The following is a 17417-nucleotide window of genomic DNA, read 5'->3' as shown; positions in this document are numbered from 1 at the left end:
GGGCTCCTGTCGGCCCCGGGATCACCCTCGGTCCCCGGGCCCCCTCAGTCCCAGGATCCCCGCCCGCCCGGCAGCTCCGCCACCTCCGTCAGGTCCCGGGCGGTCAACCGCAGCGCGGCCGCCCCGGCGTTCTCCGCCGCCCAGCGCTCCCGCTTGGTGCCCGGCACCGGGACCACATGGCGCCCCTGGGCCAGCAGCCAGGCCAGGGCCACCTGCCCCGGGGTCACCTCCTCGCCGTGCCGCCGGGCCACCCGGCGCAGACCGGCGACGATCGGCTGGTTCGCGGCCATCATCTCGGCGGTGAAACGGGGATGGCGGGCGCGCACGTCGTCCGGTTCGAAGCCCTCGCCGGGGGTCAGGGTCCCGGTGAGGAAACCGTTCCCCAGAGGCATCGCCGCGAGCAGGCCCACGCCCCGCGCCTCGCACCACGGCAGCAGCGCGTCCAGGGCCTCCGGCGACCACACGGACAGCTCCGCCTCCACCGCGCTCACCGGGAACACCTGCTGCACCCTCTGGAGCTGCCGCAGCGTCGCGTCGTGCGGCCGCGAGCCCGAGCGGCGCCCGCCCCGCGCACCCACCGCGCACAGACCCAGCGCCCGCACCTTCCCGGCCCGGACCAGGTCCGCCATCGCGCCCCACGTCTCCTCGACGGGGACCTCCGGGTCGGCCCGGTGCAGCTGGTAGAGGTCGATCACGTCCGTCTGCAGACGGCGCAGGGAGGCGTCGCAGGCCCGCTTCACATACCCCGGCCTGCCGTTCGCCACGATGTGCTGCTCGCCCACCAGCAGCCCCACCTTCGTCGACACGAAGGCGTCCGCCCGGCGCTCCTTCAGCACCCGCCCGAGCAACAGCTCATTGGTGAACGGGCCGTACATGTCCGCCGTGTCCAGGAGCGTCGAGCCCAGATCCAGCGCCCGGTGCACCGCCCTGACCGACTCCTCCCCCCGCTGCCGCGAGGTGCTGTACCCCCAGCTCATCGGCATGCACCCGAGTCCGACGGCCCCCACCGCGAGCGCCCCCGCGCCGATCGTCCTGCGCTCCACCTGCCCGTGAACCTCCCTCTGCCCGACCCCCAACCTAACCTGGGCGCCCGTCCGGCCCTGAACTAGCCTCCTGACCATGACTGCAGACGTTTGGCTTCCCATCCCGCCGGAGGAGATCGAGGGACTCCCCGAGGGGCTCGGTTACCTGTTCTGGGACGGGGGCGAGGACGGTGAGCAGGAGTTCCCCGGGGATCCCGCGAACTGCGCCGTGTACGTCGTCCCCTACATGAAGCGCTGGCCGGTCAAGGTGCGGCCCCTCGAGCACCTGCGGAACCTCGAGGTGGTCCAGACGCTCACGGCGGGCGTCGACGACGTCACCGCGCGGCTGTCGGACATCGTCCCGGGGGTGCGGTTGTGCAACGCGCGGGGTGTGCACGAGGCGAGCACCGCGGAACTCGCGCTCACCCTGACCCTCGCCTCCCTGCGCGGCATCCCCGGTTTCGTCCGGGCCCAGCAGCAGGAGCGCTGGCAGGGCGGCTTCTTCCCGGCCCTCGCCGACAAGTCCGTCCTCATCGTCGGCTACGGCGCCATCGGCGCCGCCATCGAGGACCGGCTCGCGCCCTTCGAGCTCGCGCGGGTGGCGCGCGTTGCGCGCTCCGGGCGGACCACGGCGCGCGGTCCCGTGCATCCGCTCACCGAACTTCCCTCGCTGCTCCCGGAAGCGGACGTCGTCATCCTCTCCACCCCCCTCACGGACACCAGCCGAGGGCTGGTCGACCAGAACTTCCTCACCCGGATGAAGGACGGAGCGCTGTTGGTGAACGTCGCCCGCGGCCCCGTCGTCGACACCAAGGCGCTGCTCGCGGAGCTGGAAAGCGGCCGGATCACCGCGGCCCTCGACGTGACCGACCCGGAGCCGCTGCCCCCGGGGCATCCCCTGTGGCAGGCGCCAGGCGTGCTGATCAGCCCGCATGTCGGCGGCCCCACCTCGGCCTTCCTGCCGCGCGCCAAGCGGCTCCTGACGGACCAGCTGACCCGGTTCGTGAACCACGAGCCGCTGCGCAACGTGATCCTGACGACGGGCGGCGACGCGGGCGCCTGACGGCGGGCGCAACGCGCCCGTCATCCGCTTCCGGTACGCTCCGCGATCCCTCGGACGCGAGGCGTACCCGCATCGCCGCTGGTCGTCACTGAGCGTAGAGAAGCTATGTCCCTGAGTGACGAGACTGGTGTATCGTCCCGACAGGGGCTGCGCCGCTGACATTCGGCGCCGGGGATGGACATTTCAGATCTGTGAGGGGGGCGACGGGCGATGCACGGCCTATGGACGAACGATCCGACGCGGCGGAGCCGCCGACGGCGACCCTGGCGGACGGTGGCGCGCAGACGCGGCCACCACACCGGCCATCTTCACCACCGCAGGCACAGTGCCCGCAGGAGGCACACGCAACCGGCACACCGGGACCCGCGGGACCCGGGAGTCAAGCGCATCGGGAGGCCCCGGTGAGTGCGCCGCCCACGGTCACGACCCGCATCGGCGGGGCGCTGCGGGTGCAGCCCTCGCCGGGGGCGCCGCTGCCCCGTCCGCCGGCCGCAGGCGGCCGGCCCGTCCTCATCCGCCAACTCGTCCTCGCCCTGGTCTGCGCGGGATACGTCGTCGGTTCCGCATTCGACTGGGGGTCGAACGAAGTCGCTTTGATCATGGGGGACTTCGGCCTGAGCGCCGCGGCCGGCACCGCCGCCGTCTCCTGCTTCCTCTACGCCCGTAGCCCGCGGGTCCGCTTTCGACCGGCCTGGCTGCTGTTCGCCCTCTCCTCGGCGATGGCGGCCCTCGGCAACGCGGTCTGGGGGTGGTACGAGGTCGTCCTGCAGCGGCCCGTGCCCAGCCCCAGCTGCGCCGACCTGTTCTTCCTGTGCTTCGCGCCGCCCGCCATCGTCGGCCTGCTGGTCCTCGCCAAGCGGCCGGTGTCGAAGGCGGGCTGGATCTGCCTGATGCTGGACGCCTGGCTGATCGGCGGCTCGCTGCTCACCCTGTCGTGGAGCCTCGCGCTCGCCCAGGCGGCCAGGTTCGACGGGCCGAGCGTGGCGCACACCGCGCTGTCACTGGCGTATCCGCTGCTGGACATCGCGCTGGTCAGCATGGTGCTCGCGCTGCACTTCCGGCGCTCGCCGGGCAACCGCACCGCGGTGAACACCGCCATCGGGGCGCTCGCACTGACCGTGATGTGCGACGCGCTGTTCACCTCGCCGCTGCTGCACAGCAGTTACCGCTCCGGGCAGCTGCTGGACGCGGGCTGGTTCGCCGGCTCCCTGCTGCTGGCCTACGCCCCCTGGGCCGCTCCCCGGCGCCAGGGCGCGCAGGACGGCGAGCGGCACGTGCCGGACGGGCACACGCGCGTGGTCCACGAGCACGTACCCGGACAGCCCGGCCAGCGTGCCGCCGGCCACCCACCCGCGCCCGCCCCGGGAGGCGATCACAGCCGGTACCCGGCCGGCCGGCCGATCACCGGCTCCCTGGCCGCACTCACCCCGTACCTGGCCGCGGCCGTGTGCACGCTGGGCGTCCTGTACAACGTCCTCAACGGCCGCAGGCCCGACCACGTGGTACTGATCACCGCGGGCGGCGTCGTACTGGCGCTCGTCAGCCGCCAGGGCATCATGCTCCTCGACAACATCACCCTCACCCAGGAACTGGCCCAGAAGGAGAGCCACTTCCGCTCCCTGGTGCAGGGCTCCAGCGACGTCATCATGATCGCCGCGCCCAACGGCATCCTCCGCTACGTCTCCCCGGCCGCCGCCGGGGTCTACGGACGGCCCGCCGAGGACCTGGTGGGCAGCGAGCTGGCCAGTCTCATCCACCCGGAGGACCTGGGCTGCGTGGTGCACGAGGTGCGCCGCTTCCTGGCCGCGAGCCCCCTGGAGGAAGCCACCACCCGCATCGAGTGCCGCTTCCGGTCCGGCGACGGCGGCTGGCTCAACGTGGAGTCCACCGTCAACCGTCACCACGGCGGCCTCATCTTCAACAGCCGGGACGTGACCGAAAGAGTGCGCCTGCAGGCCCAGCTGCAGCACAACGCCGAGCACGACCCGCTCACCGACCTGCCCAACCGCGCCCTGTTCACCCGGCGCGTGCAGCAGGCCCTGTCCGGCCGGCGGGCCTCCGACCGGGGCGCCCACCTGCGGGGCACGGCCGTGCTCTTCATCGACCTGGACGGCTTCAAGGCCGTCAACGACACCATCGGCCACCAGGCCGGGGACGAACTGCTCGTCCAGGCCGCCCGCAGACTCCAGGACGCCGTCCGGCACGGGGACACCGCCTCCCGCCTCGGCGGCGACGAGTTCGCGGCCCTGATCATCGGCGACGGCACCCGCGACCGCGCCGCCCGGGAACGCAACATCGTGGAGCTGGCCGACCGCCTCAGGCTCACCCTCTCCCAGCCGTACCTCATCGACGGCAACGATGTCCGGGTCAACGCCTCCATCGGCGTGGCCTTCGCCGAACAGGGCCTGGGCGCGGGCGAGTTGCTGCGCAACGCCGACCTCGCCATGTACCGCGCGAAGTCGGCCGGCAAGGGCCGGGTCGAGCTGTACAAGCCACAGATGCAGCAGGACGTCGTACGCAAGGCGGAGCTGGCCACGCGGCTGCGCGCCGCCCTGCACGACGGCGAGTTCGCGCTGCTGCACCAGCCGGTGGTGTGCCTGGCGGACGGCCGGATCACCTCGGTCTCCGCGCAGGCGCGATGGCGCTCCTCCCAGGGCGTGCTGTTCACCCCCGCCGAGTTCCTGCGGGTGGCCGAGGACAACGACAAGACCTCCGAGCTGGACCGCTGGGTCCTCCAGGAGGCCGTGGAGCAGGCGGCCGAGCGCGCCGCGACCGGGCTCGTCGTACCGGTGGCGGTACGGATGAGCGCCCGGCGGCTGCTGGACCGCTCCATGCCGCTCGGCTCCGTGGAGGCGCTGCTGACCCGGCACGGGCTGCCGCCCGGCGCGCTGGTCGTCGAGCTGTCCGACACCGACCCGAGGGTCTCCCTGGACGAGCTGGAGCGGCGCCTGACCGCGCTCAGCCGGCTCGGCGTCAGGATCGCCCTCGACGGCTTCGGCAGCGGGTACGCGGCGATCACCGCCCTGCGAAAGCTGCCCGTGGACGTGCTGAAGCTCGATCGAAGCCTGGTCGAGGGCGTGGTGGAGTCCCCGCGGCTGCACAAGATCACCAGTGGGCTGCTGCGCATCGCCGGCGACCTCGGGCTGCAGTCCGTGGCCGAGGGCGTGGACCTCCCGGAGCAGGTCGTCGCGCTGCGCGCGATGGGCTGCACGCATGGACAGGGCATGGCCTTCGCCGGGGCGCTGGAGGAGTACCGGCTGCGCCGGGTGCTCGGATCCGGCCATTTTCCGGTCCCGCACGGACCGGCCGAACCGGCGTTCGCGGGCGGTGGCGCGGGGGTGTACACAGGTGGGGTAGCCGCTGTCCTCGGAGGCGGAAGTGCCCTTCGTTCACATAATGAGACTCCCGTCCCACCCACTTGACACGTGGTGCGTGCCGGGGGGAGGGTCAGTCCCATGCGCACCCGAATTCTCGTACTTGGACAGCGCGTCGGCTGAGCTGGGACCCACCGGAGGACGATCCGGAATCCCCAGCGACCTCACCGGCGCGCTCCCCTCGCTTGCCTTTTGGCACGAGGGGTTTTTTGTTGCACAGGCGCCTACCGAACAGCTGCCGAACACCCGCTGTACACCGCACAAACCTCGCAAAAACCCTCAGCATCGAGAAGAGAATGCCGATGACCGAGCAGGCCACCGGGGCCCACCATCCGCAGCCGCGGCCCCGATCCGGAGGACACAACTCCGCCCCCGTCGAGCACGTGACGGGCGCGCAGTCCCTCATCCGCTCCCTTGAGGAGGTCGGCGCTGACACGGTATTCGGCATCCCCGGCGGCACGATCCTCCCGGCGTACGACCCGCTGATGGACTCCACCAAGGTCCGCCATGTGCTGGTCCGGCACGAGCAGGGCGCCGGCCACGCGGCCACCGGCTACGCGCAGGCCACCGGCAAGGTGGGCGTCTGCATGGCCACCTCGGGCCCGGGTGCCACCAACCTGGTCACGCCGATCGCCGACGCCAACATGGACTCGGTGCCGCTGGTCGCGATCACCGGTCAGGTGAACTCCTCCGCGATCGGCACGGACGCCTTCCAGGAGGCGGACATCGTCGGCATCACCATGCCGATCACCAAGCACAGCTTCCTGGTCACCAAGGGCGAGGACATCCCGCGGGTGATCGCGCAGGCGTTCCACATCGCCTCGACCGGCCGCCCCGGACCGGTCCTGGTCGACATCCCCAAGGACATCCTGCAGAAGAAGACCGTCTTCTCCTGGCCGCCCGCCATGGACCTGCCCGGCTACCGTCCGGTGACCAAGCCGCACGCCAAGCAGATCCGCGAGGCCGCCAAGCTCATCGCCTCCGCCCGCAGGCCCGTCCTCTACGTCGGCGGCGGCGTGCTCAAGGCCGGCGCCACCGCCGAGCTGAAGGTCCTCGCCGAACTCACCGGAGCGCCCGTCACCACCACCCTGATGGCGCTCGGCGCGTTCCCCGACAGCCACCCGCTGCACGTGGGAATGCCGGGCATGCACGGTGCGGTCACCGCCGTCACCGCGCTGCAGAAGGCCGACCTGATCGTCGCCCTCGGAGCCCGCTTCGACGACCGCGTCACCGGCAAGCTGGACAGCTTCGCCCCGCACGCCAAGATCGTCCACGCCGACATCGACCCGGCGGAGATCGGCAAGAACCGCGCCGCCGACGTGCCGATCGTCGGCGACGCCCGCGAGGTCATCGCCGACCTGGTGCAGGCCGTGCAGAAGGAGCACAGCGAGGGCCACAGGGGCGACTACACCGCCTGGTGGAAGGACCTCGACCGCTGGCGCGAGACCTACCCGCTCGGCTACGACCAGCCCGAGGACGGCTCCCTGTCCCCGCAGCAGGTCATCGAGCGCATCGGCCAACTCGCCCCGGAGGACACGATCTTCGCGGCGGGCGTCGGCCAGCACCAGATGTGGGCCGCGCACTTCATCCAGTACGACAAGCCCGCCACCTGGCTCAACTCCGGCGGCGCGGGCACCATGGGCTACGCGGTCCCCGCCGCCATGGGCGCCAAGGCCGGAGCGCCGGGCCGGACCGTGTGGGCGATCGACGGCGACGGCTGCTTCCAGATGACCAATCAGGAGCTGACCACCTGCGCCCTGAACAACATCCCGATCAAGGTCGCCATCATCAACAACGGCGCTCTCGGGATGGTCCGCCAGTGGCAGACCCTGTTCTACAACCAGCGCTACTCCAACACCGTGCTGCACTCCGGCCCCGAGGACATCAACCCCGAGGCCAGGGGCACGCGCGTGCCGGACTTCGTGAAGCTGTCCGAGGCCATGGGCTGTGTGGGGCTGCGCTGCGAGTCCCCGGACGACCTCGACAAGGTCATCGCGGAGGCGAACTCCATCAACGACCGGCCGGTCGTCGTCGACTTCATCGTCCACGAGGACGCGATGGTCTGGCCGATGGTCGCCGCCGGCACCTCCAACGACGAGATCATGGCCGCCCGGGACGTCCGCCCCGACTTCGGCGACAACGAAGACGACTGAGCGAGAGAGACGTAAACCGATCATGTCCAAGCACACGCTCTCCGTCCTGGTGGAGAACACGCCGGGCATCCTGGCCCGGATCGCCGCCCTGTTCTCCCGCCGCGGCTTCAACATCGACTCGCTCGCGGTCGGTGTCACCGAGCACTCCGACATCTCCCGCATCACCATCGTGGTGAGCGTCGACGACCTGCCGCTGGAGCAGGTGACCAAGCAGCTCAACAAGCTGGTCAACGTCCTGAAGATCGTCGAGCTGGAGCCGGGTTCGGCCGTTCAGCGGGAACTCGTTCTGGTGAAGGTGCGCGCCGACAACGAGACGCGCTCCCAGATCGTCGAGATCGTCCAGCTGTTCCGCGCCAAGACCGTCGACGTCTCCCCGGAGGCCGTGACGATCGAGGCCACCGGCAGCAGCGACAAGCTGACCGCCATGCTCAAGATGCTGGAGCCGTTCGGCATCAAGGAGCTGGTCCAGTCCGGCACCATCGCGATCGGCCGCGGCGCCCGTTCCATCACGGACCGCTCGCTGCGCGCCCTCGACCGCTCGGCATAAGGCTGAATACGGGCGGCGCCGGCCGCCCGTATGCCGAGACCCCGCGACTTTCCGTCCGCCCCCCGTCATACGGTGGGACGCATCATCTGCACACCAAGGAGAGAACCCAAAGTGGCCGAGCTGTTCTACGACGCTGACGCCGACCTGTCCATCATCCAGGGCCGCAAGGTCGCGGTCATCGGTTACGGCAGCCAGGGCCACGCCCACGCCCTGTCCCTGCGTGACTCGGGTGTCGACGTCCGGGTCGGTCTGCACGAGGGCTCGAAGTCCAAGGCGAAGGCCGAGGAGCAGGGCCTGCGCGTGGTGAGCCCGTCCGAGGCCGCCGCCGAGGCCGACGTCATCATGATCCTGGTGCCGGACCCGATCCAGGCCCAGGTCTACGAGGAGCACATCGCCCCGAACCTGAACGACGGCGACGCGCTGTTCTTCGGTCACGGCCTGAACATCCGCTACGGCTTCATCAAGCCCCCGGCGGGCATCGACGTCTGCATGGTCGCCCCCAAGGGCCCGGGCCACCTGGTGCGCCGCCAGTACGAGGAGGGCCGCGGCGTTCCCTGCATCGCCGCCGTCGAGCAGGACGCGACCGGAGGCGCCTTCGCGCTCGCCCTGTCGTACGCCAAGGGCATCGGCGGCACCCGGGCCGGCGTCATCAAGACGACGTTCACCGAGGAGACCGAGACCGACCTGTTCGGTGAGCAGGCCGTCCTGTGCGGTGGTACGGCCGCGCTGGTCAAGGCGGGCTTCGAGACGCTGACCGAGGCCGGCTACCAGCCGGAGATCGCGTACTTCGAGTGCCTGCACGAGCTGAAGCTGATCGTGGACCTCATGTACGAGGGCGGCCTGGAGAAGATGCGCTGGTCCGTCTCCGAGACCGCCGAGTGGGGCGACTACGTCACCGGCCCGCGGATCATCACGGACGCCACCAAGGCCGAGATGAAGAAGGTCCTCGCCGAGATCCAGGACGGCACGTTCGCCCAGCAGTGGATGGACGAGTACCACGGCGGTCTGAAGAAGTACAACGAGTACAAGCAGCAGGACTCCGAGCACCTGCTGGAGACCACCGGCAAGCAGCTGCGCAAGCTGATGAGCTGGGTGAACGAGGAGGCGTAAGCCTCACGTCAGGGGGCCGGAGCATGCTGCTTCGGCCCCCTCCGCCCATCCGGGGCCGCCTCGTGTCAAGGAGGACTCAAGGCGTTGTCCACCCCGTCCAGCCCCGGACGGGTGATACTTCCGCAGCGGCGTAAAACGACAACCGCGGCGCCACTAGACTGCTGCACACAAACGCGTCAGGCCCACAGCGTCGTGCGTCTTCCACGCGGCTAGCACCCTCCACCGCCAGCGGCCGTCGGGACGGCCGTCCGCATTGGACTTGTGAGGACTCACGTGAGCTCGAAACCTGTCGTACTCATCGCTGAAGAGCTTTCGCCCGCGACCGTCGACGCCCTCGGCCCGGACTTCGAGATCCGGCAGTGCAACGGAGCAGACCGAGCCGAACTGCTCCCGGCCATCGCCGACGTCGACGCCATCCTGATCCGTTCCGCCACCAAGGTCGACGCCGAGGCCGTCGCCGCGGCGAAGAAGCTGAAGGTCGTCGCGCGCGCCGGCGTCGGCCTGGACAACGTGGACGTCTCCGCCGCCACCAAGGCCGGCGTGATGGTCGTCAACGCCCCCACCTCCAACATCGTGACCGCCGCCGAGCTGGCCTGCGGTCTGCTCCTGGCCACCGCGCGCCACATCCCGCAGGCCAACACCGCGCTGAAGAACGGCGAGTGGAAGCGCAGCAAGTACACGGGCGTGGAGCTGGCCGAGAAGACCCTCGGCGTGGTCGGCCTCGGCCGCATCGGCGCCCTGGTCGCCCAGCGCATGTCCGCCTTCGGCATGAAGGTCGTCGCCTACGACCCCTACGTGCAGCCCGCGCGGGCCGCGCAGATGGGCGTCAAGGTGCTGTCGCTGGACGAGCTGCTGGAGGTCTCCGACTTCATCACCGTCCACCTGCCCAAGACCCCCGAGACCCTCGGCCTGATCGGTGACGAGGCGCTGCGCAAGGTCAAGCCCGGCGTGCGCATCGTCAACGCCGCGCGCGGCGGCATCGTCGACGAGGAGGCGCTGTACTCGGCGCTGAAGGAGGGCCGGGTCGCCGGCGCCGGCCTCGACGTGTACGCGAAGGAGCCCTGCACGGACTCCCCGCTGTTCGAGCTGGACCAGGTCGTGTGCACCCCGCACCTCGGCGCGTCCACCGACGAGGCCCAGGAGAAGGCCGGTATCGCCGTCGCCAGGTCGGTGCGTCTCGCGCTCGCCGGTGAGCTGGTCCCGGACGCGGTGAACGTCCAGGGCGGCGTCATCGCCGAGGACGTCAAGCCGGGCCTGCCCCTCGCCGAGCGTCTCGGCCGCATCTTCACCGCCCTCGCGGGCGAGGTCGCGGTCCGCCTGGACGTCGAGGTGTACGGCGAGATCACCCAGCACGATGTGAAGGTGCTGGAGCTGTCCGCCCTCAAGGGCGTCTTCGAGGACGTCGTGGACGAGACGGTGTCGTATGTCAACGCCCCGCTGTTCGCGCAGGAGCGCGGTGTCGAGGTGCGCCTGACGACCAGCTCGGAGTCCGCCGACCACCGCAACGTCGTCACCGTGCGCGGCACGCTCGGCAGCGGCGAGGAGGTGTCGGTCTCCGGCACGCTGGCCGGTCCGAAGAACCTGCAGAAGATCGTCGCCGTCGGTGACTACGACGTCGACCTCGCCCTCGCCGACCACATGGTCGTCCTGCGCTACGAGGACCGTCCCGGTGTCGTCGGCACCGTCGGCCGTATCTTCGGCGAGGCGGGCATCAACATCGCCGGCATGCAGGTCGCCCGCGCGGCGGCGGGCGGTGAGGCGCTGGCCGTCCTCACGGTCGACGACACGGTGGGTACCGCCGTGCTCGCCGAGGTGAGCGAGGAGATCGGGGCCACCTCGGCCCGGTCCGTCAACCTGGCCTGAAGGCTTCCCGAGAAGCGCCGGGCGGGCTGAGGTTTCTCAGCCCGCCCGGCGCTTCTCGCATGCGCCCTACTTGTCGCCGGCGCGGATCCCGCGCAGGGTCACCGCCGACGCCACCGCCGCCCCCGCCAGCAGGACCGCCCCCGCGACGGCCGCCCCCTGCATCCCGCTGGTGAACGCCTCCCGGGCCGCGGTGACCAGGGTGTCGCCGGTGTGACCGGGAAGGCGACGGGCGACGGCGAGGGCCCCGCCCAGGGTCTCGTGGGCCGCGGCGGGCGCCGAGGAGGGCATGTCATGGCGGTAGACGGCGGTGCCGACGGAGCCGAGGACCGCCATCCCGAGGGCGCCCCCGAACTCCGTGCCGGTCTCCAGCAGCGAGGACGCCGTGCCCGCCCGCTCCACCGGGGCGGTGCTCATGGCGAGGTCGGTCAGCTGGGACATCACCATGACGACTCCGGAGGCGAGGACACCGGCGGCGGCGAGCACCAGCCACAGGGAGTCGGTGCCGGCGAGGGCGAGCATGGCGTAGCCGGCCGCGGTGACGGCGAATCCGGCGGACACCACGGACCCCCGGTCGGCGCCGCGCTGGACGAGCCGCGCGGTGACCGGTCCCGCGACGCCGATGAGCACCGACGGGAGCAGGCTCCACAGCGCGGCCGACAGCGGGCTCTTGCCGAGGACCGACTGCAGGTACTGGGTGGTGAAGATCGCCGAGCCCATCATCCCGAACGCCGAGACGAGGTTCAGGACCAGTGACGGGGTGAAGCCGTGCCCCCGCAGCAGGGTCAGGGGGACGAGCGGGGAGGCCGTGGTGCGCTGCCGGTGGACGAACAGGGCGGCGAAGAGCAGGCCGACGGTGACCGAGACGACGTACTGCGGGTGCCAGCCCTCGGAGGGGATCTCCTTGAGGCCGTAGATCACGGGGAGTACGGCGGCCATCGACAGGGGCACGCTCGGCCAGTCGAAGCGGCCGGGCTCGGGGTTGCGGGACTCGGGCAGCAGGAACGGGCCGAGGATCAGCAGCAGGGCCATCGCGGGCAGGTTGACCAGGAACACCGAGCCCCACCAGAAGTGCTCGACGAGGATGCCGCTCATCACCGAGCCGAGGGCGATGCCGCCGGTCATCACGCCGGACCACAGACCGATCGCCTTCGCCCGCTGCCCCGGGTCGGTGAACATCGTGCGCAGCAGGGCCATGGTGGAGGGCATCAGGGTCGCGCCGCCGACGCCGAGCACCGCGCGGGCCGCGATCAGGGTTCCGGCGCTGTCGGCGTAGGCCGCGAGGACCGAGGCGGCGGAGAAGGCGGCGGCGCCCATGAGGAGGAGCCTGCGGCGGCCGATGCGGTCGCCGAGCGAGCCCATCGTCATCAGCAGGCCGGCCAGGACGAAGCCGTAGACGTCGAAGATCCACAGCTGCTGGGTGCCGCTGGGCCTGAGGTCGGCGGTGATCGCGGGGACCGCGAAGTAGAGGACCGAGACGTCCATGGAGACCAGCAGCAGCGGGAGCATCAGCACGCCGAGAGCGGTCCACTCGCGGCGTCCGGCGCGGGGACCCTCCGGGTTCGGTGGTGCGGTCGGGGTGGTGCTCGTCGGGTTCGTCATGCCGAGGAATGTACGCACGTTTTAAACGCTTGTCTAGAACGCTTGTATAGTTCATGCGTCTAGGACGTCCGTATGGATCGCGGGTAGGGTGGCCGCATGGGACACCGTGAGGATCTGCTCGAAGGCGCCAAGCGCTGCCTGCTGGAGAAGGGCTTCGCGCGGACCACCGCGCGCGACATCGTGAAGGAGTCCGGGACCAACCTGGCCTCGATCGGCTACCACTACGGCTCGAAGGACGCCCTGCTGGCACAGGCGTACGTCGCGCTGGTGGAGACCATGTCCGACGGCTTCGACGGTGCCGCGGACCTGGCGACCGAGGGCGCGCCCGGCTCCCTGGAGCGGTTTCGCCGGGTGTGGTCGGACATCGTCGCCACCATGCGGGAGCCCGGCTCGATCTGGCGGCTGAGCATGGAGGTCATGACCAGCGACCTCCCCGAGGTCCGCGACCATCTGTCCCGCGCCCAGCGGGAGGGCGGGCGCGGGCTGGTCTCGCTGCTCATGGGCGTGCCGGAGGAGGAGGTCTCGGACGAGACGGCGGACACGCTCGGCCGGTTCTATCTGACGCTGATGACCGGGCTCATCGCCCAGTGGACGTTCGACGCGAAGACCGCGCCGGACGGGGACGCGCTGGCCGAGGGGCTCCGGCAGGTCATCGAGGCGGCCGGACGCGCCTGATCCGGCCGGACCGGCCGGGAGGCCTACAGTCGCGCCCCCTTCAACGCCATGTGCAGCAGCAGCCGGTCCTCCCCGTCGTCCAGGTCGAGGCCGGTCAGCTGCTCGACCCGGGACAGCCGGTAGTACAGGGTCTGACGGTGGATGCCCAGCTCCGCCGCGGTGCGGCCCGCCTGGCCCGCGCGGTCGAGGTACACCTCGGCGGTGCGGGCGAGTTCGCGGTGCGCGGGCAGGAGGAGGGCGTGCACGGCGGGGTCGTCGGCCGCCCCCCGGGACAGCGAGGTCAGCAGGCGGTACGGACCGATCCGCGCCCACTCGGCGACCGGAGCGAACCGCGGTTCCGCGAGCGCCGCCCGGGCGGCGGCGGACGCCTCCCCCCACGCCGTGCCCAGTTCGGCGAGACCGGTCCGTGCCGTGGCGATCCCCGCGGCGGCGGCCCGGCCCGACGGCCCGGCCCGCTCCAGCAGCCGCCCCGCCGCCGAGGCCGCCGGAGCCAGGACGTCCGCCGAACGCAGCCGCACCAGCAGGGCGAGGCACTGGTCCGTCGTCCCCCACGCCACCGTGCACAGCGCCGTCGCCCCCGGCACCGTACGCACCGAAGGCGCGTCCTCCGGATCGGCCGAGGGCCAGGGCGCCACGCACACCACCGTGTGCGGGCCCCGCGCGCGGGAGCCGAGGGCCGTGCGCAGCTCGGCCACCGCCATGTCCCGCTGCCAGTCCCGCTCGGCGACCAGCACCGCCCGCAGTTCCCGGCTCAGATCCGCCCCGTGCTGGGCCTCGTCCGCGAGCAGCGCGCCGATACGGACCGTCACCTCCATGGCCGCCGCCAGCTGCCGCTCGGTGGGCCCCGGTTCCGAGTCCAGCAGCCAGACGTAGCCCAGGACGACACCCCGGTGGCGTACGGGCAGACAGATCCGTCCCCGGTACACGCCCGCCTCCGGAGTGGGCGGGATGCGGACCGGGCCCGTCGCCCTGGTGATGCCGAAGCCCTCGAACCACGTCCGGACGGCCGCCGTGGACCGCCGGGTCAGGATCGAGCGGGTGCGCACCGGGTCCAGCGCCGAGGCGTCGAGGTCGCCCTCGCTGTCGTAGGCACCGAAGGCGATCAGCTCGAAGTCACGGTTCTCCAGCGTCGCCGGCAACCCGAGCAGCTCCGAGATCTCGTCGACCAGCTCCTGGTAGTCACCTCTGTTGTCGGGTGTCACCCGGGCATTCTCCCGCATGACCGCAGGCGCTTCATACATCTGTCTGAGATCTGCGGCACGGATGCGTGACAGCTGTCGATGGCTGAGGATCGGAGGGATCCTTAGGTTTCACGGTGGTTCTGTCTGCTGGTTTGTGGAGGTGCCCCGTGCTGGGTCCCGTGATTCTCGCCGCGTCGCGCAGCGACCGGATGCGACGCCTGATCTCGGCGGCCCCGGTGACCAAACAGGTCGTGGACCGGTTCATAGCCGGCGAGAGCGTCGACGACGTCGTGCCGATCGTCGAGGAGCTGACCGGCCGGGGCCTGGAGCTGACGATGGACGTCGTCGGCGAGGACATCACCAGCCCCGAGCAGGCCACCGCCGCCCAGGACGCCTACCTCGCGCTGGTCGACCGGCTGCGCGGCCTCGGCCTCGGCACGAAGGTCGAGATGTCCGTCAAGCTGTCCATGTTCGGACAGGCGCTGGACGGCGGTCACGAACTCGCGCTGCGCAACGTCCGCCCGGTCGTCGAGGCCGCCGCCGCCATCGGCACGACGGTCACCCTCGACGCCGAGGACCACACCACCCTCGACTCGATGTTCGCCATCCACGAGGAACTGCGGAAGGACTTCCCGCAGACCGGCTGTGTCATCCAGGCCTACCTCTTCCGCACCGAGTCCGACGCCCGCCGTCTCGCCGCGAGCGGCAGCCGGGTGCGGCTGGTCAAGGGCGCGTACGACGAGCCCGCCGAGGTCGCCCACCAGAACAGGCACGAGACGGACAAGGCGTACGTGCGCGTCCTGAGGACCCTGATGGAGGGCGAGGGGTATCCGATGATCGGGTCCCACGACCCGCGCCTCATCTCCATCGGCCAGGAACTGGCCCGCAAGGCGGGCCGCAAGCTCGACGAGTACGAGTTCCAGATGCTGTACGGCATCCGCAGCGAGGAGCACCTGCGACTCGCCGCCGAGGGCCACCGCATGCGCGTCTACACCGCCTACGGCACCGACTGGTACGGCTACTTCATGCGCCGCCTCGCGGAGAAGCCGGCCAACCTGCGGTTCTTCGTCCGCAGCATGATCAGCAAGGGCTGAGCCCAACCCACCCGCTCAGTAAGGAGTTACGGAACCCATGGACGCTGTGACCCAGGTCCCCACCCCCGTCAACGAGCCGGTGCACGGCTACGCCCCCGGTTCGCCCGAGCGCGCCCGGCTGGAGGCCAAGCTGAAGGAGCTGGCCGAGAATCCGATCGACCTGCCGATGACCATCGGCGGCGAGAAGCGGATGGGCGGCGGTGAGCCCTTCCAGGTCGTGCAGCCGCACAACCACAAGGCCGTCATCGGCACCCTGCGCAACGCCACCCGGCAGGACGCCCGGGACGCCATCGACGCGGCCCTCGCCGCCGCGCCCGCCTGGCGCGCGATGGCCTTCGACGACCGCGCCGCGATCATCCTGCGCGCGGCCGAGCTGCTGGCCGGACCGTGGCGCGAGACCATCGCCGCCTCCACCATGCTCGGCCAGTCCAAGACCGCCCAGCAGGCCGAGATCGACACACCCTGCGAGCTGGTCGACTTCTGGCGTTTCAACGTCCACTACGCCCGCCAGATCCTGGCCGAGCAGCCCCCGGCCAACTCCCCGGGCGTCTGGAACCGGCTCGACCACCGCCCGCTCGAGGGCTTCGTCTACGCGATCACGCCCTTCAACTTCAGCGCGATCGCGGGCAACCTGCCCACCGCGCCCGCGCTCATGGGCAACGTCGTCGTCTGGAAGCCTTCGCCGACCCAGACCCATGCGGCCGTACTGCTCATGCGGCTGCTGGAGGAGGCGGGCCTGCCCAAGGGCGTCATCAACCTCGTCACCGGCGACGGCATCGAGGTCTCCGAGGTCGCCCTGGTCCACCGCGACCTGGCCGGCATCCACTTCACCGGATCGACCAAGACCTTCCAGTACCTGTGGAAGACGGTCGGCAACAACATCGAGAAGTACCGCTCCTACCCGCGCCTGGTCGGCGAGACCGGCGGCAAGGACTTCCTGGTCGCCCACCCGAGCGCGGACCGCGCGATCCTGAAGACCGCCCTGACCCGTGGTGCCTTCGAGTACCAGGGCCAGAAGTGCAGCGCGACCTCCCGCGCCTACATCCCGGCGTCGATCTGGAACTCCGGCTTCAAGGAGGAGTTCGCCGCCGAGGTCGACTACCTGACCATGGGCGACGTGACCGACCTGTCCAACTTCGTCGGCGCCGTCATCGACGACCGCTCCTTCGCCAAGAACAAGGCCGCGATCGACCGCGCCAAGCAGGACCCGGCCTGCACGATCGTCGCGGGCGGCAGCTACGACGACTCGGTCGGCTACTTCGTCCGCCCGACCGTCGTCGAGTGCTCCGACCCGGACAACGAGGTCTTCCGCACCGAGTACTTCGGCCCGTTCCTCGCCGTGCACGTCTACGAGGACGACACGTACGACGAGATGCTGACGCAGATGGAGTCGGTGTCCGACTACGCGCTGACCGGTTCGGTCATCGCGGGCGACCGCGCGGCGGCGGCCCGCACGATGGAGAAGCTGCGCTACGCGGCCGGCAACTTCTACATCAACGACAAGTCGACCGGCGCGGTCGTCGGCCAGCAGCCCTTCGGCGGCGGCCGGGCCTCCGGCACCAACGACAAGGCCGGCGCCCCGCAGAACCTGCTGCGCTGGACCCTGACCCGCGCCATCAAGGAGACGCTGGTCCCGCCGACCGACTACACCTACCCGCACATGGGCTGACCGTCCGGGTACCGGCGACGACGCCCGCGGCCGCGACGAGCCGGTCGCGGGCGTCGTCGCCGGGCGA

General features: G+C 71.0%; 12 protein-coding genes. 9 read left to right on the top strand and 3 right to left on the bottom strand.

Going from position 1 to position 17417, the window contains the following annotated elements; genetic code table 11:
* Positions 1–44 precede the first annotated feature (44 nt).
* Positions 45–1043, bottom strand: a complete 999-nt coding sequence (locus ACFYMM_RS22970; RefSeq protein WP_388389421.1) for an aldo/keto reductase — start codon at positions 1041–1043, stop codon at positions 45–47.
* A 76-nt stretch (positions 1044–1119) separates the two neighbouring features.
* On the opposite strand from ACFYMM_RS22970, the gene ACFYMM_RS22965 reads away from it, so the two are divergent.
* The 6 genes from ACFYMM_RS22965 to serA all read left to right on the top strand — a co-directional run bounded on the left by ACFYMM_RS22965 (position 1120) and on the right by serA (position 11132).
* Positions 1120–2085, top strand: a complete 966-nt coding sequence (locus tag ACFYMM_RS22965; RefSeq protein ID WP_388389420.1) for a 2-hydroxyacid dehydrogenase — start codon at positions 1120–1122, stop codon at positions 2083–2085.
* Positions 2086–2486: 401 nt separating this feature from the next.
* On the top strand, positions 2487–5507 hold the full coding sequence (locus tag ACFYMM_RS22960; protein WP_388389419.1) for a putative bifunctional diguanylate cyclase/phosphodiesterase: 3021 nt from the start codon (positions 2487–2489) through the stop codon (positions 5505–5507).
* Positions 5508–5761: 254 nt separating this feature from the next.
* Entirely contained in the window at positions 5762–7612 is a 1851-nt protein-coding gene (locus tag ACFYMM_RS22955; RefSeq protein WP_388389418.1) for an acetolactate synthase large subunit, read from the top strand.
* Between the two features lie 22 nt (positions 7613–7634).
* Complete coding sequence (ilvN, locus tag ACFYMM_RS22950) at positions 7635–8159, top strand: acetolactate synthase small subunit (RefSeq protein WP_388389417.1); 525 nt, start codon at positions 7635–7637, stop codon at positions 8157–8159.
* 111 nt (positions 8160–8270) lie between these two features.
* The gene (ilvC, locus tag ACFYMM_RS22945; RefSeq protein WP_388389416.1) at positions 8271–9269 is read left to right on the top strand and encodes a ketol-acid reductoisomerase; all 999 of its coding nucleotides are present in this window, start codon (positions 8271–8273) and stop codon (positions 9267–9269) included.
* A 273-nt stretch (positions 9270–9542) separates the two neighbouring features.
* Positions 9543–11132, top strand: a complete 1590-nt coding sequence (gene serA / locus ACFYMM_RS22940; protein ID WP_388389414.1) for a phosphoglycerate dehydrogenase — start codon at positions 9543–9545, stop codon at positions 11130–11132.
* A gap of 66 nt (positions 11133–11198) precedes the next feature.
* Here the strand turns inward: serA and ACFYMM_RS22935 are convergent, their stop codons facing one another.
* The gene (locus tag ACFYMM_RS22935) at positions 11199–12731 is read right to left on the bottom strand and encodes an MFS transporter (RefSeq protein WP_388389412.1); all 1533 of its coding nucleotides are present in this window, start codon (positions 12729–12731) and stop codon (positions 11199–11201) included.
* Positions 12732–12827: 96 nt separating this feature from the next.
* On the opposite strand from ACFYMM_RS22935, the gene ACFYMM_RS22930 reads away from it, so the two are divergent.
* Complete coding sequence (locus ACFYMM_RS22930; RefSeq protein ID WP_388389409.1) at positions 12828–13406, top strand: TetR/AcrR family transcriptional regulator; 579 nt, start codon at positions 12828–12830, stop codon at positions 13404–13406.
* A gap of 23 nt (positions 13407–13429) precedes the next feature.
* Here ACFYMM_RS22930 and ACFYMM_RS22925 read toward each other — a convergent pair whose 3' ends face one another.
* Positions 13430–14626: a PucR family transcriptional regulator gene (locus tag ACFYMM_RS22925; RefSeq protein WP_388389407.1), complete on the bottom strand. Its 1197-nt coding sequence runs from the start codon at positions 14624–14626 to the stop codon at positions 13430–13432.
* A gap of 128 nt (positions 14627–14754) precedes the next feature.
* Between ACFYMM_RS22925 and ACFYMM_RS22920 the strand changes: the two genes are divergently transcribed.
* Positions 14755–15681: a proline dehydrogenase family protein gene (locus ACFYMM_RS22920; protein ID WP_388389406.1), complete on the top strand. Its 927-nt coding sequence runs from the start codon at positions 14755–14757 to the stop codon at positions 15679–15681.
* A 37-nt stretch (positions 15682–15718) separates the two neighbouring features.
* Positions 15719–17350: an L-glutamate gamma-semialdehyde dehydrogenase gene (gene pruA, locus ACFYMM_RS22915; RefSeq protein ID WP_388389404.1), complete on the top strand. Its 1632-nt coding sequence runs from the start codon at positions 15719–15721 to the stop codon at positions 17348–17350.
* The last annotated feature ends 67 nt before the right edge of the window (positions 17351–17417 follow it).

The organism is Streptomyces sp. NPDC006739 (assembly GCF_042869815.1).
Lineage (GTDB): Bacteria > Actinomycetota > Actinomycetes > Streptomycetales > Streptomycetaceae > Streptomyces.
This window is presented reverse-complemented; position numbering and strand designations above follow the sequence as displayed.